Annotated in this window: 9 protein-coding genes; 1 reads left to right on the top strand and 8 read right to left on the bottom strand. The window is 72.6% G+C overall.

Annotated elements, in window-relative coordinates; translation table 11 throughout:
* Window positions 1-6: 6 nt before the first annotated feature.
* From ACWEN0_RS36615 to aceA, 8 genes are all read right to left on the bottom strand, one after another.
* Window positions 7-11730 (bottom strand): type I polyketide synthase, encoded by an 11724-nt coding sequence (locus ACWEN0_RS36615; protein WP_451984138.1) that lies wholly within the window; start codon window positions 11728-11730, stop codon window positions 7-9.
* Between the two features lie 127 nt (window positions 11731-11857).
* Entirely contained in the window at window positions 11858-13072 is a 1215-nt protein-coding gene (locus ACWEN0_RS36620) for a cytochrome P450 (RefSeq protein ID WP_451984140.1), read from the bottom strand.
* Window positions 13069-14283 (bottom strand): macrolide family glycosyltransferase, encoded by a 1215-nt coding sequence (locus ACWEN0_RS36625; RefSeq protein ID WP_451984142.1) that lies wholly within the window; start codon window positions 14281-14283, stop codon window positions 13069-13071. Before ACWEN0_RS36625 ends, ACWEN0_RS36620 begins: the two co-directional genes overlap by 4 nt.
* A 9-nt stretch (window positions 14284-14292) precedes the next feature.
* Complete coding sequence (locus ACWEN0_RS36630) at window positions 14293-15720, bottom strand: cation:proton antiporter domain-containing protein (protein ID WP_451984144.1); 1428 nt, start codon at window positions 15718-15720, stop codon at window positions 14293-14295.
* A gap of 85 nt (window positions 15721-15805) precedes the next feature.
* Window positions 15806-17155, bottom strand: a complete 1350-nt coding sequence (locus tag ACWEN0_RS36635; RefSeq protein WP_451984146.1) for an NAD(P)/FAD-dependent oxidoreductase — start codon at window positions 17153-17155, stop codon at window positions 15806-15808.
* Between the two features lie 32 nt (window positions 17156-17187).
* Window positions 17188-17460 carry an acyl carrier protein gene (locus ACWEN0_RS36640; protein WP_451984148.1) on the bottom strand — a complete coding sequence of 91 codons (273 nt, stop codon included), beginning with the start codon at window positions 17458-17460 and terminating at the stop codon, window positions 17188-17190.
* A 44-nt stretch (window positions 17461-17504) separates the two neighbouring features.
* Window positions 17505-18125 carry a hypothetical protein gene (locus ACWEN0_RS36645; RefSeq protein ID WP_451984150.1) on the bottom strand — a complete coding sequence of 207 codons (621 nt, stop codon included), beginning with the start codon at window positions 18123-18125 and terminating at the stop codon, window positions 17505-17507.
* A 110-nt stretch (window positions 18126-18235) separates the two neighbouring features.
* Window positions 18236-19531: an isocitrate lyase gene (gene aceA, locus ACWEN0_RS36650; protein ID WP_451984152.1), complete on the bottom strand. Its 1296-nt coding sequence runs from the start codon at window positions 19529-19531 to the stop codon at window positions 18236-18238.
* 191 nt (window positions 19532-19722) lie between these two features.
* On the opposite strand from aceA, the gene ACWEN0_RS36655 reads away from it, so the two are divergent.
* Window positions 19723-21198, top strand: a 1476-nt coding sequence (locus ACWEN0_RS36655) for a UbiD family decarboxylase (protein WP_451984154.1), incomplete at its 3' end; no start/stop codon positions are given.

The following is a 21198-nucleotide window of genomic DNA, read 5'->3' on the forward strand; positions in this document are numbered from 1 at the left end:
TCCCAGTCACGAAATCCCGAGTTCCCGGTCGATCGCCGCGAACATCTCGTCGTCGGTCGCCGTGTCGAGTTCGAGCTCGTCGTCCTCGTCGCCGCGGTCGTCGTCCCACTTCCACAGCAGCTTCCGCAGCCGCGCGGTGACCAGCTCGGCCGGCAGCGCGGCCAGCTCGGCCTCGATCCGGTCCAGCTCGTCCGTCGCGTTGTCCTCGGTGAAGAGCCCGTCGAGCACGTGCTTCGCGACCGCGGCGGGGGTCGGGTGGTCGAAGACGAGCGTGGCGGGCAGCTTCAAGCCGGTCGCCGCGCCGAGCCGGTTGCGCAGGTCGAGCGCGGTCAGCGAGTCGAAACCGAGTTCCTTCAGCGTCTGCGCCGGCCGGACGGCGTCGCGGCCGGGGAAACCGAGCACCGTGGCGACCTCGCCGCGCACCAGGTCGAGCACGACGCGGCCGCGTTCGCTCGCCGACGCCGTCCGCAGCCGCCGCACCAGCTCGCCGCCACTGTCCACAGGGGACTCTTCGGCTTGAGCCTGCGCTTCGGGCAGTTCCCGCAGCAGCGGGCGCGGCCGTGACGCCGTGTAGAGCGGGGTGAACCGCGCCCAGTCGATGTCCGCGACGACGCTCGCCGGGCCACCGGCGTCGACCGACGGCCGGATCGCGGTGACGGCCAGCTCGGGCCGCATCATCGGGACCCCGCGCCGCTCGAGCTGCGCGCCGACGGTCTCGTCGACCATGCCGCCGCCCGCCCAGGCACCCCAGGCGATCGACGTCGCCGGGAGCCCGCGGTCGCGCCGCTGCTGGGCCAGCGCGTCCAGGAAGGCGTTGGCGGCCGCGTACCCGGCCTGACCGGAGTTGCCCCAGACACCGGCGCCGGAGGAGAACAGCACGAACGCGTCCAGGTCGCCGCACAGCTCGTCGAGGTTGCGCGCGCCGCCGACCTTGGCCTCGGCCAGGTCGGCGAAGTCGGCCAGGGTCACCGCGGTGATCGGGCGCTCGACGTCGACCGCGCCGGCCGTGTGGACCACGGCGGTCACCGGCGGCAGCTCGGCCAGGAGGGCGCGCAGGGCGTCGCGGTCCGAGACGTCGCAGGCGGCGACGGTCACCTTGGCGCCGAGAGCGGACAGCTCGCCGGTGAGCTCCGCGGCCCCGGGCGCGTCGTCGCCCTTGCGGCTGACGAGCACCAGGTGCTCGGCGCCGTTCGCGGCGAGCCAGCGGGCGACCTGCCCGCCGAGCGCGCCGGTGCCGCCGGTGACCAGCGCCGTGCCGTGTGGCCGCCACCGGACGGGCGGGGACGCCGCGGCGCGGGCCAGCCGCCGGGCGAACACCCCGGACGGCCGCAGGGCCACCTGGTCTTCGCCGTCGTGGCCGGTGAGCACGGCCGCGAACCGGCCGGCGACGACGGCGTCCACGACCGGCGGGAGGTCGACGAGGCCACCCCAGCGGTCCGGCTGGTCGAGCCCGAGGATGCCGCCGAGACCCCAGGCCATCGCCTGGGGCGGGCTGCCGAGGGGGTCACCGGCGTCGACCGACACCGCGCCGCGCGTGGCGAACCACAGGGGGGCGGCGATCCCGGCGTCGGCCAGCGCCTGCGTGAGCAGGACGTTCCCGGCGAGCCCGGCGGTGAGCACGGGGTGCTCGGCGTGCGGTTCGTCATCCAGGGCCAGCAGGGAAACCACGCCGACCGGCGGTGCTTCGGCGGCCAGTTCGACGGCCAGGTCCGCGCGGTCCTGGGTGGACACTTCGAGGACGCGGACGTCCGGGCCGAGCAGGTCGCGGAAGTCGCGTCCGGCGGGCACCACGGCCACCCAGCCCGCGTCGAGCGTGGTGGCGCGCGGCGTGGTCACCGGGCTCCAGCGGACCTCGTAGCGGAGATCGTCCACAGCGGACCGGGCGACCGTTGCCGTCGTGCGCGGTTCGAGCCAGAACCGCTGCCGCTGGAACGGGTACGTCGGCAGCGGCACCGTGCGCTTGACCGGGTGCAGGACCGCCCAGTCGACGTCGTGGCCGTGCGCCCACAGCTGCCCCAGCGACGTCAGGAACCGCCGGAGGTCGCCGGCGTTGCGACGCAGGGTGCCGACGACGGCCGCCGAGTCCGTCGTCTCGTCGAGGGTCTCTTCGATCCCGCCGCCGAGCACCGGGTGCGGGCTGATTTCGACGAAGAACCGGTGCCCGGCTTCGATGAGCGTCTTCGTGGCGTCGTGGAACCGCACCGGCTGACGCAGGTTGCGGTACCAGTACCCAGCGTCGAGCGTGGCCGTGTCGACCGGGGTGCCGGTGACGCCGGAGACGTAGGTGATCTCGGACGTCCGGGGCCGGACCGGCGCGAGGACCTCCCGCAGCCCGGCTTCGATGGCCTCGACCGCGGCCGAGTGGGAGGCGTAGTCCACCGGGATCCGGCGGACCCGCAGGTCACCCGCCTCGGCGAGCAGCGCTTCCAGTGCTTCGACTTCGCCGGAGACGACGACCGAGCCCGGCCCGTTCACCGCGGCGAGCGAGAGGCGCCCGTCGTACGGCTCCAGCAGCGGCGCGACCACGGGCTCCGGGGCGGCGATCCACGCCATCCCGCCGTGTCCCGCGAGGCCGGCGGCGATCGCCTTGCTGCGCAACGCCACCACCCGCGCACCGTCCTCGAGGGACAGTCCACCCGCGACGACCGCGGCCGCGATCTCGCCCTGCGAGTGACCGACGACCGCATCCGGCTCGACGCCGTGCGCCCGCCAGAGCGCGGCGAGCGAAACCATCACGGCCCACGACGCCGGCTGGACGACGTCGACCCGCTCCAGCGCGGCCGCGTCGGCCAGGACCTCGGTCAGCGACCAGCCGACGTGCGGGGCCAGCGCGGCCGCGCACTCCGCGATCCGCTCGGCGAAGACCGGCGACTCGTCGAGCAGGTCGACGGCCATGCCGGCCCACTGCGCGCCCTGACCGGGGAAGACGAAGACGGTCTCGCCCGTGGTCGTGGTGCTCACCGGGCCCCCGGCGGCCAGCTCGCGCAGCCCGGCCGGGAGTTCGTCCCGGTCGCCGACGACCGCGGCCCGGTACTCGAACGCCGACCGGGTGCTGACCAGGGACCAGCCGACTTCGGCGACGCCGTGTTCCGTCTCCGTCAGGGCCGCGGCCCGCGCACGCACGGCGGCTTCCGAACGAGCCGACAGCGCCCAGATGCCGACGGTGTCCGGCAGTGGCTCGACCGGAGCCGGTTCGGGCGCCTGTTCCAGGATCACGTGCGCGTTGGTGCCGCTGATGCCGAACGCCGACACGCCGGCGCGTCGCGGGGCGCCCGTCTCGGGCCACGCCCGGTCTTCGCCGGTCAGCTCCACCACCCCGGACGACCAGTCGACCTCCGGCGTCGGCTCGTCGAGGTGCAGGGTCTTCGGCAGCCGGCCGTGCCGCATCGCCTCGACCACCTTGATCACCCCGGCGACGCCGGACGCGGTCTGGGTGTGCCCGAGGTTCGACTTCAGCGACCCGACCAGCAGCGGCCGGGCACGCTCGGGCCCGTACGCGGCGATCAGCGCCTGCGCCTCGATCGGGTCGCCCAGTGGCGTCCCGGTGCCGTGCGCCTCGACGACGTCCACTTCGGACGGTTCGAGCCCGGCGCCGGCGAGCGCGGCCCGGATGACCCGCTGCTGCGAAAGGCCGTTCGGCGCGGTCAGGCCGTTCGACGCGCCGTCGGAGTTCACCGCCGAGCCGCGCAGCACGGCGAGCACCGGGTGACCGCGGCGCCGCGCGTCGGACAGCCGCTCCACGAGCAGGACGCCGACGCCCTCGGCGAGCGCGAACCCGTCGGCGGCCGCGGCGAACGGCTTGCAGCGGCCGTCGGGCGCGAGCCCGCGCTGACGGCTGAAGCCGAGGAACTGGCTCGGCGTCGACATCACCATCGACGCGCCGGCGAGCGCCATCGAGCACTCGCCCGAGCGCAGCGACTGGGCCGCGAGGTGCAGCGCGACCAGCGAAGACGAGCACGCCGTGTCGATCGTGACGGCCGGGCCCTCCAGGCCGAGCAGGTAGGCGATCCGGCCGGAGGCGACGCTGGACACCGCGCCGGTGACCAGGTAGTCCTCGCCCTCGCCACCGGCTCCCGCGCCGTAGGACTGGTCGGTCATGCCGACGAACACGCCCGCCGGGGTGCCGTGCAGCGCGGCCGGGTCGATCCCGGCGCGTTCGAAGACCTCCCAGCAGACCTCCAGGAGCAGCCGCTGCTGCGGGTCCATCGCGGTCGCTTCCCGCGGCGAGATGCCGAAGAACGCCGGGTCGAACCGGGTCGCGTCGGCGAGGAACCCGCCGTGCCGGGTGTAGGTGGTACCCGGCCGGGACGCGTCGGCGTCGTAGAGCGAGCCGAGGTCCCAGCCGCGGTCGGCGGGCAGACCGGAGATCGCGTCGACGCCGTCGGTGAGCAGGGTCCACAGCTGTTCGGGGGTGGTGACCCCGCCGGGGAACCGGCAGCCCATCGCGACGATGGCGATCGGGTCGTCGTCCCGGACCGCCTGGACCGGCGCCACGTCCACAGTGGACTGTGGTGAGACTTCGCCGAGGAGGAACTCGGTCAGCTTCGCGGCCGTCGGGTGGTCGAAGACCAGCGTGCTCGGCAGCTTCAGGCCGGTCGCCGTGCCGAGCCGGTTGCGCAGTTCGACGGCGGTGAGCGAGTCGAAGCCGAGGTCCTTGAACGCCCGGCGGACGTCGACGGTCTCCGGGCCGGCGTGCCCGAGCGCGGCCGCGACCTGCTGCCGGACCAAAGTGGACACGAGCTTTTCCCGCTCCGGCGCGGACCGCGCGGCGAGCTGCCCGGCCCAGCCGGCGGTAGCAGGCTGCTCCTCGCGCAGCCGCTTGACCTCGGGCTGCTCGGCGAGCAGCGGGCTCGGCCGGACCGCGGAGAAGACCTCGGCGAACACGGGCCAGTCCAGCTCGGCCAGCGCGACGAACGCGTCGTCGTGGTCGAGTGCCTGTCCCAGGCCCGCCAGCGCCAGGTCGGGGGCGATCACCGGGACGCCCCGGCGGGCGAGGATGTCGTGCAGGCTCTCGGCGATCATGCCGCCGCCGGCCCAGGGGCCCCAGGCCACCGACAACGCGGTCCGGCCTTCGGCGCGACGGCGCAGCGCGAGCGCGTCGAGGTAGGCGTTCGACGCGGCGTAGGCGGCGTGGTCGGCGACGCCCCAGACTCCGGAGATCGAGGAGAACAGCACGAAGGCGTCCAGCTCGCGGTCGCCGAGCAGGTCGTCGAGGTGCCGCGCGCCGAGCACCTTGCCGCACAGGACCTCGGCGACGGCTTCGGGGTCGGTGTCGGCGATGGCGGCCAGGGTGCCGACGCCCGCCGCGTGGACGACGGTCCGCAGGTCGTCGATGCCGTCGAGGAGCCCGCGGACGGCGTCGGCGTCGGCGACGTCGCAGGCCACGACGCTCACCCGGGGCCCCAGTTCGGGCACCGCCACGCCCCGTCGGCCGACCAGGACGACGTGCTCGGCACCGCGGTCGAGGAGCCAGCGCGCGAGGTGCCTGCCGAGCGCACCGGTGCCGCCGGTGACGAGCGCGGTGCCCCGCGTGCCCCAGGTCCGGGCGGGCGTGGCGCCGCGCAGGGACGCCGGGACCAGCCGCCGGCCGAACACCCCGGACGGCCGGATCGCGACTTGGTCCTCGTCGCCCGTCCCGGTCAGCACGGCCGCCAGCCGCGTCGCGGTGTCGGCGTCCCACGTCCCGGGCAGGTCGACGAGCCCGCCCCAGCGGCCGGAGTGCTCCAGCGCGGCCACGCGGCCGAAGCCCCAGACCGCGGCCTGCGCCGGGTTCGGCGCGGGGTCGGTGTCCAGCGGGGCGACGGCGCCGGTGGTCAGGTACCAGAGGGGTGCCTCGATGCCGGCGTCGCCGAGGGCCTGGACCAGGACGGTCGCGCGGGTGACGGCTCGGATCGGGTCGTCGTCCGGGCCGGGCAGGGCGAGCACGCCGTCGGGGGTCAGCCCGGCCAGGCGTCCGGCGAGGGTCGCGCGGTCGCCGGTGTCGAGCACCTCGACGAGGTCCGCACCCAGCCCCGCGAGGGCTCCCGCGGTGGGCGTCACGACGAGCCAGGTGCCGGTCAGCGGCGGGGCGGGCGGCTCGGGCAGTGCACGCCAAGTGATCCGGTTGCGCCAGCCGTCCAGGCCTTCCCGGCGCCGCCACTGCGTCAGGGCGGGTTTTGCGTCGCGCCACGGCGTGTCGTCGGCGAGGCCGAGTTCGCGAGCCAGCGTGTCGTCGTCGAGGGCGGTCCAGAAGCGGCCGTCGTCGGCGGGCTTGGCGGCCGGCTCGAGCCAGAACCGCCGTCGCTGGAACGGGTACGTGGGCAGGGGGACCGTCCGCCGGTTCGGGTAGAGGGCCGACCAGTCGACGTCGTGACCGTGCGCCCACAGCTGGGCCGCCGACAGCAGGAACCGGCGGAGGCCACCTTCGGTGCGGCGCAGCGTGCCGACCACGGCCGCGTCCAGCGCCTCCTGGAGGCCACCGCCGAGCACCGGGTGCGGGCTGACCTCGACGAAGTACCGGTGCCCCCGCTCGGCGAGCACGTCGGCGGTCTCGCGGAACCGCACCGGCTGACGCAGGTTGCGGTACCAGTACCCGGCGTCCAAGGTCGCGGTGTCGACGGGCTCGGCGGTGACCGTCGAGTAGAACGGGACCTCGGCCGAGCGCGGCTCGATCGGAGCCAGGACCTCGCGCAGCTCGGCTTCGATCGCCTCGACGTGCGCCGAGTGCGACGCGTAGTCCACCGGGATCACCCGCGCGCGGACGCCGTCACGTTCGCAGCGCGCGACCAGGTCCTGCAACGCCGCGGGATCACCGGCCACGACCGTCGACGACGGGCTGTTGTACGCCGCGACCGAGATCCGGTCGTCCAGCATCGACTGGACCTGCGAGGCGTCCAGCGCGATCGACGCCATGCCACCCTTCCCCGCGAGCCCGGCCGCGATGGCCTTGCTCCGCAACGCGACCACCCGAGCACCGTCCTCAAGGGACAATCCACCCGCGACGACCGCCGCGGCGATCTCACCCTGCGAATGCCCCACCACCGCGTCCGGCGTCACCCCGTACGACTGCCACAGCGCCGCCAGCGAAACCATGACCGCCCACGACAACGGCTGCACCACATCGACCCGGTCCAACGAAGACAGCATCTCGAACGGCGACCAGTCCACAAAAGACTCCAACGCCACCGCACACTCCGCGAACCGCCCGGCGAAAACCGGCGACTCCGCGAGCAGCCCAGCCGCCATCCCGGCCCACTGCGCACCCTGACCCGGGAACACGAACACCGTGCGCCCCGCCGCGCCGGTGACTCCGGTGACCACGGCCGCCCCCGGGGTCCGCTCGGCGATCTCGGCGAGACCGGCGAGCAGTTCCGGGCGATCGCCGACCACCGCGGCGCGGTGCTCGAACGCCGTCCGCGTCGACGCCAGGGACCAGCCGACTTCGGCGACGCCGTGCCCGGTGTCCGTCAGGGCCGACGCCCGGTCCGCGACCGCGTCTTCGGACCGGCCGGACAGCACCCACACGCCCAGGCCGTCCTCGGCGGCCGGTGCCGCCGCGGGTTCCGGGACCTGCTCGACGATGACGTGCGCGTTCGTGCCACTGATCCCGAACGAAGACACCCCGGCCCGGCGGGGCGCGCCGGTCTCCGGCCACGGCTGCGCCGCCGAAGCCAGCGTCACGGCGCCGGCCGACCAGTCGACCCGCGGGCTGGGTTCGTCCGCGTGCAGGGTCCGCGGCACGACGCCGTGGCGCAGGGCCTGGACCATCTTGAGCACGCCGCCGATGCCCGCCGCGGCCTGGGTGTGGCCGAGGTTCGACTTCAGCGAGCCCAGCAGCAGCGGCCGTTCGCGGTCCTGCCCGTAGGTCGCGAGCAGGGCCTGCGCCTCGATCGGGTCGCCCAGCGGGGTCCCGGTGCCGTGCGCCTCGACGACGTCCACTTCGGACGGTTCGAGCCCGGCGTCGGCCAGCGCCGCGCGGATGACCCGCTGCTGCGACGGGCCGTTCGGCGCGGTCAGGCCGTTGGACGCGCCGTCGGAGTTCACCGCGGTGCCGCGCACGACCGCGAGCACCGGGTGGCCGTGGCGGCGCGCGTCGGAAAGCCGTTCGACCAGCACGAGCCCGACGCCCTCGGCCCAGCCCGTGCCGTCGGCGCCCGCCGAGAACGCCCGGCACCGGCCGTCGCGGGACAGGCCGCGCTGGCGGCTGAACTCGACGAGCATCCCCGGGCTCGCCATGATCGCGGCACCCCCGGCGACGGCCAGCGAGCACTCCCCCGCCCGCAGCGCGCGCACCGCGAGGTGCAGTGCGACCAGCGAAGACGAGCACGCCGTGTCGACGGTCAGCGCCGGGCCCTCCAGCCCGAGGACGTACGCGAGCCGGCCCGACGCGACGCTGCCGGTGGTGCCGGTGAGCAGGTGGCCGTCGAAGCCTTCGCCGCCCTCGTGCAGGCGCGGGCCGTACTCGGACGACGTCGCGCCGACGTAGACGCCGGTCCGGCTGCCCCGCAGCGTCGCCGGGTCGATCCCGGCGTGCTCGAACGCCTCCCACGCGGTCTCCAGCAGCAGCCGCTGCTGGGGGTCCATGGCCAGGGCCTCGCGCGGCGAGATCCCGAAGAAGTCCGCGTCGAATTCGGTGACGCCGGTGAGGAAACCACCGTGGCGCGCGTAGGTCTTGCCCGCCTTGCCCGGGTTGGCGTCGTAGAGGCCCTCGAGGTCCCAGCCGCGGTCGGCGGGCAGGTCCGCGATGACGTCGCGGCCGTCCGCGACCAGCTGCCACAGGTCGTCCGCCGAGCGCACGCCGCCCGGGTAGCGGCAGCTCATCGCGACGATGGCGATCGGCTCTTCGGTGCCGGTGGCGACCTCGGTCGGGGTGTCTGGGGAGATTCCGCTCAGCATCGCGGCGAGCCGGGCGGGGGTCGGGTGGTCGAACACCGCGGTGGCGGGCAGTTTGACGCCGGTCGCGAGGGACAGCCGTTCGCCGAGTTCGACGCCGAGGATCGAGTCGAAGCCGAGGTCCTTGAACGACGTCGTGGGGTCGATCGCGGCCGGGCCGGGGTGGCCGAGCACGAGGGCGGTGTGCGCGCGGACGGTTTCGAGCAGGTCTTGGGGCTGCGTCGGGTGTGCCTCCGGCCCCCGGTTTCCAGGGTATCGGCGGGCACCGACAGTTTCGGGGGCGTCGTCCAGCCAGAAGCGTTCGCGCTGGAAGGCGTACGTCGGCAGATCGACCGGGCGAGCGCCGGGGAACTCGGACGTCCAGTCGACGGCGCCGCCGCGGGTCCACAGCTCGGCGACCGACGTGCGGAAGCGGGCCGGGCCGCCGTCGCCGCGGCGGAGGGTGCCGACCGCGGCCGCCGGGAGTTCGTGGTGGGCCGCGGTCCCGAGGATGCCGCCGACGAGCACCGGGTGCGGGCTGACCTCGGCGAACACGCCGATGCCCGCGTCCAGCGCGGCGCGCACGGCCGGGGCGAACAGCACCGGCTGCCGCAGGTTGGCGAACCAGTGGTGCTCGTCCAGGCGCTCGGTGTCCAGCAGGCCGCCGGCCGTCGAGGAGTAGAACGGGATGTCCGTGGCCACGGGCCGGATCCCGGCGATCAGCCGCAGCAGCTCGTCCTCGAGCGGCTCGGCCTGCGCGGAGTGCGACGCGTAGGCGATCGCGATCCGGCGTGACCGCACCTCGCGCGCGGTCAGCTCGGCCTGCAGTTCGTCGAGGGCGTCGAGATCGCCGGAGACCGCCGTCGTCGACGGGCCGTTGACCGCGCCGACCGACAGCCGGCCCGGGTAGGCGGCCAGCAGCTCGGTCACGGCCTCGACCGGCAGGTCGACCGACAGCATGCCGCCGTGGCCGGCCATCCGGTCCGCCAGCAGCTTGGCCCGCAGCGCGACGATCCGCGCCGCGTCGCCGAGGGACAGCGCGCCGACGACCGCGGCGGCCGCCAGTTCGCCTTGGCTGTGCCCGAGGACGGCGGCGGGTTCGACGCCGCGGGCCCGCCACTCGGCGGCCAGCGACACGGCGACGGACCAGAACACGGGCTGCAGCACGTCGGTCCGGTCGAGCGACGGCGCTCCCGGCGTCTGCCGGAGCACGTCGACGACGTCCCAGTCGAGGTGGGGCGCGAGCGCGGCGGCGCATTCGGCCAGCCGCGCGGCGAACACCGGCGAGGCGTCGAGCAGCTCGGCGGCCATCCCGGCCCACTGCCCGCCCTGGCCGGGGAAGACGAAGACCACGCGGTCGTCCGACGTGGCCGTGACGCCCTGGGTGACGGCCATCCCGTCGGCGACCGCCTGCAGTCCGTCACGGCCGTCGGCGACCGCCCGGTGCTCGAACGCCGTGCGGCGGGTGGCCAGCGACCAGCCGACGTCCACAGCGGACAGTCCGGGGTGTTCGTCCACATGCGACAAAAGCCGGGCGGCCTGCGCCCGCAGGGCTGCCTGGGTGCGGCCGGAGAGCGGCCAAGGTGCCGTCCCGTCGGCGGCCTCGCGAGGTGCGACGGATTCGGCCGCTTCGAGCACGACGTGGGCGTTGGTGCCGCCCATGCCGAACGAGCTGACCCCGGCGACGCGCCGCTCGGCGGTCCAGCCGGCCGGTTCGGTGACGACCCGGAGGTTGAGTTCGGCCAGCGGGATCGCCGGGTTCGGCGTCGCGAAGTTGAGGCTGGCGGGCAGCGTCGCGTGCCGCACCGCGAGGACGGCCTTGAGCAGCCCGGCGATCCCGGCCGCGCCTTCCAGGTGCCCGATGTTGGTCTTGACCGAGCCGACCGGCAGCGGCTCCTCGCGCGCGCCGAAGACGTCGCCCAGCGCGGCCGCCTCGACGGGGTCGCCGACCTTCGTCCCGGTGCCGTGCAGTTCGACGTAACCCACGGCGGACGGCTCGATGCCGGCGTCCGCGTGGGCACCGCGCACGACCGCTGCCTGGGCCCGGGCGTCCGGCGTGGTGAGGCCGGTGCTCGCGCCGTCGTTGTTGACGGCGGTGCCGCGGAGGACGCACAGGATCTCGTCGCCGTCCGCCTGGGCCCTCGAAAGGGTCTTGAGGACGACGAGACCGCCGCCCTCACCGCGCACGAAACCGTTGGCGCGCGCGTCGAAGGTGAAGCACCGGCCGTCCGGGGAGAGGCCGCCGAACTTCGCCGTCGTGACGGCGTTGCCCGGCGAGAAGATCAGGTTGACCCCGCCCGCGAGCGCGACCGGGCACTCGCCGCGGCGCAGGCTCTGCACGGCCAGGTGGACGGCGACCAGCGAGGACGACTGCCCGGAGTCGACGGTGAAGCTCGGGCCGTGCGCGCCGAGCAGGTAGGAGACGCGGTTGCCGAGCAGGCTCCGATGGACGCCGGTGATGGTGTGGTGCGTGACGCCCCCGGTCCCGCGCGCGTGCCCGAGCGCGGCGTAGTCGTCCCACATGGCGCCGACGAACACGCCCGCGGTGCCGCCGTCGAGGCTCGCGGGCACGATGCCCGCGTTCTCCAGCGCCTCCCAGGCCAGCTCCAGCACCAGCCGCTGCTGCGGGTCCATTGCGGTGGCCTCGCGCGGCGAGATGCCGAAGAACGCGGCGTCGAAGCGGTCGACGGCGTCGAGGAACCCGCCGTGCCGGACACCGGCTTCGGCGGCGTCCCAGCGGCCGTCGGGGACTTCGGTGATCGCGCTGCGGCCTTCGGAGAGCAACCGCCAGAACGCGGCGGGGCCGTCCGCCCCCGGCAGGCGGCAGGACAGCCCGACGACGGCGATCGGCTCGCCCGGAGTGGTCGCGGAACCCGGCATCTCACGCTCCATGGGCGGGCGGAATCCTTCCTGTGGCGAGCGGTTGCTGCTCGACGTCCACGGCAACACAGGCGCGGCAACGCTGTCCACGGCGGACAGGTGAGGTCTAGTGCGGTGCCTAGAGGACTCAGGCGGTCCAGGTGACGGGAAGGGCGTGCACGCCGTAGTGCAGCATGTCGTCGCGCAACGGCACCTGGTCCGCGGGCACGGCGAGCCGCACCCCCGGGAACCGCTCGAACAGCGCCCGGAAGCCCACCTGCATCGTGAACCGCGCCAGGTGCTGGCCGACGCACTGGTGCACGCCGTGGCCGAACGCCACGTGCCCCTGGGTCACGCGGCCGATGTCGAGGGTGTCGGGGTCCGGGAACCGCTCGGGGTCGCGGTTCGCGGCCGGGAGGGCGACGACGACCGTTTCGCCCTTGCGCACCAGCTGTTCCCCGACTTCGACGTCCTCGAGCGCCGCGCGGCTGGCTCCCAGGTGCGAAACGGTCAGGTACCGCAACAGTTCTTCGACGGCGCCGGGCCACCGCGCCGGGTCTTCCCGCAGCCGGGCGAGCTGTCCGGGGTGCTCGAACAAGGCGAACGTCCCCAGTGCCAGCATGTTCGTCGTGGTGTCGAAGCCGCCGCCGATGAGCGCCCACGCCAGGTTGACCAGCTCCGGCCGGTCCAGTTCGCCCGTGCGGGCCAGGTCGCCGAGCATGCCGGCGCCCGGCTCGGCGAACGCCGCGTCGACCAGCCGCTCGAGGGTGCCGCCGACCACGGTGATCGCGGCGATCAGCTCCTCGAGCGAGTACCGCATCCGGGCGACGACGTTCAGGTGGTGCAGCAACTCCTCGCGGTCCGCCTCGGGCACGCCGACCACCTCGCACATCAGCCGGGTGGCCAGGGGCTCGGCGTAGTCCGCGACCAGCTCGGCCGCCGTTCCCCGGGCGGCCATCGCGGCCAGCAGCCCACCGGCGATCCGCTCCGCGGCCGGCACCAGCTCGCGCGTGCGCCGCACGGTGAAGTACTTCGCGACGAGCTTGCGGTAGCGCGCGTGGTCCGCGCCGTCCATCTTCGGGAACGCGCCCGGCGCGGCCGGTTCCGGTGCGTAGGTGTCCATCGGGAACGGCGGCGGCACCGCGAGCGCGACCAGGTCGTTGCGGTGGCTGAACCGCGCGTCGGCCAGCACCGCGCGCACGTCGGACAGCTTGGTCACCAGCCAGCCGGTGGCCGGGCCGGGACTGGCGTCGAACGCCAGCGGGCTGACCCCGCCGTTCTCGCGCGCGGTCCGGTACTCGTCGGGCGGGTCGAACGGGCAGCTGCGCTTGACGGGCAACGAGGACGGCTCCTGCGAAGTCACTTCCGGCTCCCTCCGGCCAGGTTCGTGACGGCCCTGGCCTCGATCTCGGCGGCGGCGCGGGCCGCTCCGCCGGCGGCGTGCACCTCGCGCTGCATGACCCGGACGCGCCGCCGGACGGCGTCGTCGCCCGCGACGGCCAGCACGGTGTCCCGGATGCGCTCGGGCGTCGCCGTGTCCTTGTCCAGCACGGCACCCAGCCCGATCCGGCGGACCTGCCGGGCGTTGATGTGCTGTTCCGGGTGGTGCGGCACGACGATCGCGGGCACCCCGAAGTACAGCGACTCCATCAGGCTGCCCATGCCGCCCTGGCAGAGGAACACCGAGCAGTGCGGCAGGACGTCGGCGTGCGACACCCAGCGATGGGCCTCCACCGTGGACGGCAACGGTCCCAGTGCCGCCGGGTCCACCCGGTTCCCCAGCGTCAGCACCACCTGCCACGGCTGGTCCGCGAACGCCTCGGCGCAGGTGCGGAAGAACTCCGGCCGGTCGTTCACGGTGGTGCCCAGGGTGATGAGCACGACCGGACGGCCGTCGCCCGGCGGCTGCCACCGCGCCGCCTCGGAAGGCGCGCCGACCGACGGCCCGACGAAGGCGAACCGGTCGTCGAAGGTCTCCCCCGCCGGCTGGAACGCGCGGGGCACGAACACGACCGTGAACTCGTCGCCGCCGGTGAAGAACTCCTCCAGCGTCAGCGCGCCGAGGCCGTGGTCGGCGAGGTACTCGCCCAGCCGCGTGACGAACTTCGCGATCGCCGGGTGCGCCGGGTCGACCGCCTCGCCGTAGGTCTGGTTCTCCTGGGTCAGCGAGAAGTGCTCGTTGGACGCGACGGTCGCGGAAAGCTGCACGGCCGGCAGTTTCCCTTTGCGCGCCAGCAACCGGCCCGGCGCCCACAACGTCGTGTCGTACACCAGCAGGTCCGGTGTGGACCGTTCGAAGGCACGCTCCACCGCGGGCAGCACGCCCATGGTGTCTTCGAGCAGGTGCAACGGCGCTCGGGCGGCCTCGTCGGCGTCCGTGATGTCCGGCTGTGCGGTGGACAGGTCACAGCCGTACGGGACGGCGTGGGCACCCGTCGCGACGACCCGCTCCGCGAACTCCCCGGACGTGAAGCACGTGACGCGGTGGCCGCGGCGCACGAGTTCCGCGACCACCGGCAGCACCGGCGTCATGTGCCCGTAGGCGGGGTAGGGCAGGAAGGTGATCTCGGTCATGACCGGCTCCTACGCGGCGGGAAGGGTCTCCGCCGCGCGGCGCTTGCGGCGCTCGATCAGCGAGAGCGCGGGCGAGGTGGCCACAGTGGTCACCAAGGTCATCACCACGAGCATCGCGAACATCGTCGGGCTGATCACCTTGAGGTCGAGCCCGATGTTGAGCACCGCGAGCTCGGTGAGGCCGCGGCAGTTCATCAACGCGCCCAGCGCCCACGAATCCCGCTTGCCGATCCCGGACAGCCGCGCGGCGACCAGGCTGCCGCCCCACTTGCCCAGCATCGCCACGACGACGATCAGCGCGCACCACAGCCACAACGCCGGGTCGGTGCCGATCAGGTCGAACTTCGTGCGGAGTCCCGTGTAGACGAAGAACAGGGGCAGCAGCAGGGTGACCGTCAGCGAGTGCATCTGTTCGGTGGCCTGGCGGATCGGCAGCGAACCACGCGGCGTCACGGCGCCGAAGAGGAACGCGCCGAAGATCGGGTGGATGCCGATGGCGTTGGTGGCCAGCGCCGACAACAGCAGCCCGGCCAGCAGCACGGACACGACCGCCGTGGTGGGCAGCGCCTTCTGGCCGTGCTCGGTCGGCGCGAACAGGCGGCGCAGCACCGGGCGCACGACGAACAGCATGAACGCGAAGAACGCGATCGTGAGCCCCACGGTCAGTCCCGTGGCGGCCAGCGAACCGGCGCCGGCGATGGCGACCACGAGCGCCAGCAGGCACCACGCGGTGATGTCGTCGACGGCCGCGCAGCTGAGCGCGAGCGCGGCGATCGGCAGCTTCGTCATCTTGCGGTCGGTGATGATCCGGGCCAGCACCGGGAACGCGGTGATGCTCATCGAGATCGCGAGGAACAGCGCGAACGGCAGCCGGTCCACGCCGGCGCCGAGCGCCGGGTGGAGCACGAACGCGAGCAGCACCCCGGAGAGGAACGGGATCGCGACACTGACGTGGCTCACCAGCACCGCGGCCTTGCTGCGACGGCGGACCAGCTCGACGTCGAGCTCGTAGCCGACCAGGAACATGAAGATGACCAGGCCGATCTGGGCGAACGTGTTGATCGTCGAGGCCAGGAAGTCGGGGAAGATCCAGTGGTAGGCGGCGGGCCACACCCAGCCGAGGAACGACGGCCCGAGCAGGATCCCGGCGAAGATCTCGCCGATCACCGTCGGCTGCGCCAGCCGTCGCGCGGCCGCCGAAAGCAGCCGGCAGGCCAGGAAGATCACCGGCAGGGCGAACAGCAGCTTGGCCACCGGGTCGGCCGCGCCGCCGGTGTGCCCGGGCGGCCGGTGGCCGTCGCCGCCCCCGGTGCGCAGCAGGAAGAACGCGGCCACGACCGGGAGGACCACCATGGCGAGGTAGGAGATCCACGCGCGCCCCTTCGGGGTCGCCGCGGGCGCGTCGGGCCCGGTGGTGCGCTCGTCGAGCGAGGACATGGCTGGTCTCTCCGATCGGACGCAGCCGGTCGTGGGTGTTCAGGGCGGCCGGAACCGCCCTGAACACCCACGACCGGTGAGGTGCCTAGAACAGGGCCAGCGCCGAAGAGGACGCCTTGAGGTTGCCGAGGTGCCCGTGCCACAGGTGCGTGGGGTCGGCCTCGACCGCGGCGACGTATTCCTTCATCGCGGTGAGCGCCGCCGGCTCCTCCGCGTCGTAGACGTCGCCCTGCAGCATCTGGATGACGTCCTTGCGGTAGCGGTCGTCGTCGATGAACGCGGTGAACAGCACGTTCAGCCGGTAGTACATCGAGATGAAGTCGTACCAGATGTTGACGCCCTTGCGGAGGGTGTTGACGTAGTTGTCGAACCGCTCCCGGCGGAAGTCGCCGGCCTGGTGCGCGGCGATGACGTCCTTGGCCGCCAGGCGGCCGCTGTTCATCGCGACGCTGACGCCGCTGGAGAAGATCGGGTCGACGAACCGGGCCGCGTCGCCGATCAGCAGGAGCGAGTCGCCGGCGATCTGCTTCATGCCGTAGCTGTAGTCGCCCTCGGTCTTGAACTTCCGCACGCGCTCGGCGTTCTTCAGCGCGTCCAGCATCTCCGGCCGGGTGCCGACGGAGTTCCAGAAGAAGCCTTCGAGGTCGTCCTTGTGCTTCTTGAAGTTCTCCTTCTGGGTGACGACGCCGATGGAGGTGATCGTCTCCGTGATCGGGATCTGCCAGACCCAGGTGTCCTCCTGCGGCAGGAAGTGCACGTGGATGTAGTCGGCGTCCTCGGGCCGGCGGGCCAGCGACGCGCGGTCCAGGCCCTCGAACCACGTGTGCACCGCGTACTGGTTGAAGACCTTGTCCGGCACCTTCACCTTGAGCTGGTTGCCCAGCAGGGTCTGGCGGCCGGACGCGTCGAGCACGCACCGGACGGCGACGTCGACCTGCTGGCCGCCGATCTTGGCCTGCAGCACCGGCCGGTCGCGGTCGGTGAAGTCGACCCGGTTGACCCGGACGCCCTGGTAGACCTTGGCGCCGAGCTCCTCGGAGTGCTTGAGCAGCAGCGAGTCGAACTGGCCGCGGTCGACGTGCCAGGCGTAGACGCGGTCGACGCCGTCCTGGTCACGCTCCTCGTAGGCGATTTCCGCGACGCCCAGGCCGTGCGACCCGGCGTCGAAGTCCAGCGTGCTGGTCGGGCGGGTGTCCGAAGAGGTCCACGCGGCGCCGTACTTGCGGGGGAAGCCGGCCGCCTCGACCTTCCCGATGACCCCGATGTCGTGCATCACGGGGATGACCGCGGGGACGAGGGACTCGCCGACGTGCTCGCGAGGGAACGTTTCGCCCTCGAAAACGGCCACCGAGAGGCCGGCCTTGGCCAGGTAGGACGCCGCCGTGGAACCGGCCGGGCCGCCACCGATGATGCCGACGTCGTAGTCGTAGGACACGGGTTCTCCGTTCTGGATCCGATACAGGGTGGTCAGGCGACCGGGGCGCGCAGCGAGGTCACCAGGTCGGCGATGCTTTCGATGTCCTTGAAGTGCCGGGCCACCATGTCCGTGGGCGGGACCCGCACGGAGAACTCCTCGCGGATGTAGGCGACCAGCCGGGTCGTTTCGATCGAGTTGAGCAGACCCCAGTCCAGCAGCGGCGTGGTCGTGGTCAGTTCCCCCACGTCCTTGCCGTCCAGCAGGTGCTTCTCGACGAATTCGGCGAGCTTCCGCGTGATCTCCACGCACTCGTCTTCTGCCATTGCTCTTCCTCCAGTGACGGCACAGGTCCAGGTTCGCGGGCGGATCAGTCGGTGCCCGCGTCGTGCGTGGCCTTGTTGCGCGAGCCACGCCGGGGGCGCTCCAGGCGCTCGGTTTCGGGGTTGATGTGCTTGCGCGGGGCGAAGGCGACGTAACGGCCGCCGGACATCTTGGCCTTGAAGTTCTTCATCCAGCCGTGGTGCCCGAAGTTGCCGTACTTGTCGAAGCCGACGAGCGAGATGCCGCTGCGGTCGTAGTGGCCGCCGACGAGCAGGCACCACTGCCGGTAGTCGGGGTACTCGTTGGTCAGGTGGCGGTAGGTCAGCACGAAGGCCAGGTAGCGGCGGAAGTCCATGCCGTCGAGGCCTTCTTCGTCGTACACGCGGGAAATCGCCTGGGTGCTCTGGCCGAGCATCTCCGGGATCGGCGAGGCCGAGCAGACGAGCCAGTGCGACTCGTCGGTCATCGGGCTCTTGATCATGTTCTGCTCGACTTCCCAGCGGAAGTTGGTGTTGAGCTTCCCCGTCTCGATCATCTGCGCCTCGGAGATCTCCTGCGGCACGTAGATGAGCATTTCGTTCGTGGTCTCGAGCTCGTCGATCTCGGCCTGCGTGAACGGGCAGGGCTTCACCGCGATTTCAGTGGTTCCATAGACTCCGTACACCATGTCTTCGAGATTTTCCGGCATGCGCATGAGCGACCGTCCTGAATTCCATTTATCGCGTGGCTGGATGTGGCGTCGATTCGTTTTTAGCACGGAACGGACTGGGGAAATGCTCAGTAGAATTGGGACTTCTCGGTGGAGTCCATCAGCGCGACGGTGTTGCTGGACGGGTTGACGACCGTGCTCACCAGGTCGAAGTACCCGGTGCCGACTTCGCGCTGGTGCCGCGTCGCGGTGTAGCCGGCGGCCTCCGACGCGAACTCCCGTTCCTGCAGCTCGACGTAGGCGGTCATGCCTTCTTCCGCGTAATCACGCGCCAGCGCGAACATCGAATGGTTCAGCGCGTGGAAACCGGCGAGCGTGATGAACTGGAACTTGTAGCCCATGTGCCCGAGCTCGCGCTGGAACTTCGCGATCGTCGCGTCGTCCAGGTGCTGCTTCCAGTTGAACGACGGCGAGCAGTTGTAGGCCAGCAACTGGTCGGGGTACACGGCCTTGATGGCCTCGGCGAACTGGCGCGCGACCTCGAGGTCCGGCTTGGACGTCTCCATCCACAGCAGGTCCGAGTACGGCGCGTAGGCCAGGCCGCGCGCGACGCACGGCTCGATGCCGCCGCGCACGCGGTGGTAGCCCTCGGGCGTGCGCTCGCCGGTCAGGAACGGCTTGTCGCGCTCGTCGACGTCGCTGGTGATGAGGTTCGCGGCCTGGGCGTCGGTGCGCGCGATGACGAGGCTGGGGACGTCGCAGACGTCGGCGGCCAGGCGCGCGGCCTGCAGCGTGCGGACGTGCTGGGCGGTCGGGATGAGCACCTTGCCGCCGAGGTGGCCGCACTTCTTCTCCGCGGCCAGCTGGTCTTCCCAGTGCACGCCCGCGGCGCCGCCGGCGATCATGCCCTTCATCAGCTCGAACGCGTTGAGCACGCCGCCGAAACCGGCCTCGGCGTCCGCGACGATCGGCGCCAGCCAGTGCGGGGCGTCCGGTTCGTCCTCGGCCCAGCTGATCTGGTCGGCGCGCAGCAGCGCGTTGTTGATCCGGCGGACGACCTGCGGGACCGAGTTGGCCGGGTAGAGGCTCTGGTCCGGGTAGGTGTGGCCGGAGAGGTTCGCGTCGGCGGCGACCTGCCAGCCGGAGAGGTAGATGGCCTTCAGGCCGGCGCGCACCTGCTGCACGGCCTGGTTGCCGGTGAGCGCGCCGAGGGAGTTGACGTAGTCCTCGGTGTGCAGGAGGCTCCACAACCGCTCCGCGCCCAGGCGGGCCAGCGTGTGCTCCTCGGTCACGCTGCCGCGCAGGCGGAGGACGTCCGCGGCGGAGTAGTCGCGGCGGACGCCGCGCCACCGGGGATCCTCGGCCCAGGACCGGGCCAGGTCGGCCGCCGCGGCTTCGCGGGGCGGCGCTGCGGTTACGGTCATGTCGTTCTCCTGACGTACGACGACGCGCGGGTTCGTGGACAGGACCATTTAGCACCGCCGAACCCCGGCCGGCGCCCGGACCTGCGGCACAACGAAGCATTCCCCTAGTTCTTCCGGCGTGCGCTCTCCGCGCTCCCGGCGCGCGCCCGATACTCGGTTCGCGAGCCACCGGTGCGAACGGAAGGCGTTTGATGGCGAAGGATCTGCGGACATTCCTGGCCGAGCTGGACCCGGGCCAGCTGAAGGTCGTGCGCAAGGAGGTCGACCCCGAGTTCGAGGTCACCGCCGTCGTCGACCGCATGGAGGACGACCCCGCGTACCCCGGTTTCCCCGCGGTGCTGTTCGAAAACGTCGGCGGCTCCGACATCCCGGTGCTCATCAACCTGCACGGCACCTACGAACGGCTGGCCCGCAGCATCGGCGCGGACATCCACACCATGGTGGCCGAATACGCCCGGCGCGAGGGTTCGGGGATCAAGCCGGTCACCGTGGCGACCGCGCCGGTGCAGGAAGTCGTGCTCACCGGCGACGACATCGACGTCGGCCGGCTGCCGCTGCTCAAGCACCAGGAACTGGACGCGGGCAAGTACATCACCTCGGCGGTGACCCTCTGCCGCGACCCCGACAGCGGCAAGATCAACGCGGGCATCTTCCGCCACCAGGCGCAGGGCCGCGACCAGGTCGGCATCCAGGTGAACCCGGCCCACCACACCGCCTACGTGCTGCGGAAGCTGCGCGAGCAGAAGAAGCCGATGGAGGTGGCGCTCGTCATCGGCCACCACCCGGCGCTGCTGATGGGCGCGGTGTCCAAACTGGAGGGCATCGGCGGCGAGCTCGACGTCGTCGGCGGCCTGCTCGGCGAGCCGCTGGAAATGGTGCCCTGCAAGACGGTCGGCCTCGAGGTGCCGGCGCACGCGGAGATCGTCATCGAAGGCGTGATCGACACCGACCCGGACGCGACGGCCGTCGAAGGCCCGTTCGGCGAGTACCCGCGGTTCTACACCCGCACCGGCCCGCAGCCGTACGTGAAGATCACCGCGATCACCCTGCGCCGCAAGCCGATCTTCGTCGACGTGTTCAACGCCCACACCGAGCACAGCATGCTCGGCGGGCTCCCTCGGATGGGCAGCATCCACCGCCGGGTCACCGAAGCGGTGCCCTCGGTGACCGGGGTGCACCTGCCGCTGTCGGGCATGGCGCGTTCGCACCTGTACCTGTCGATGAGCAAGCGCGTGGAGGGCGAGCCGAAGCTCGCGGCGTGCGCGGCGCTGGCCGTGGACCCGTTGCTGAAGCACGTGTTCGTGGTGGACGACGACGTCGACGTGTTCAACGAGGTCGAGACCCTGTGGTGCCTGGCGACGCGCTTCCAGGCGGACCGCGACCTGACGATCATGCCGGGCTTCCTCGGCGGCCAGCTCAACCCGGTGACCTACGGGCACAACCGGGACGAGAAGGGCCCGATGGAGACGAAGCTGATCTTCGACTGCACGAAGCCCGTGCCGCCGGCGGTGTTCCCGCCCTCGTGCCGGGTGCCGCCGGAGGTCGTCGCGCGGGTGGACCACCGCGCCCTGCTGGAGGACGAAGTTCCTCGCCGACATCGGTCTCGACGACTACCGCCCGCGGTACTCGCCGGTGGTGCGGGCGCTGCTCGCGCACGGTCCGCTGGC

Source organism: Amycolatopsis sp. NPDC004378 (genome assembly GCF_053602455.1).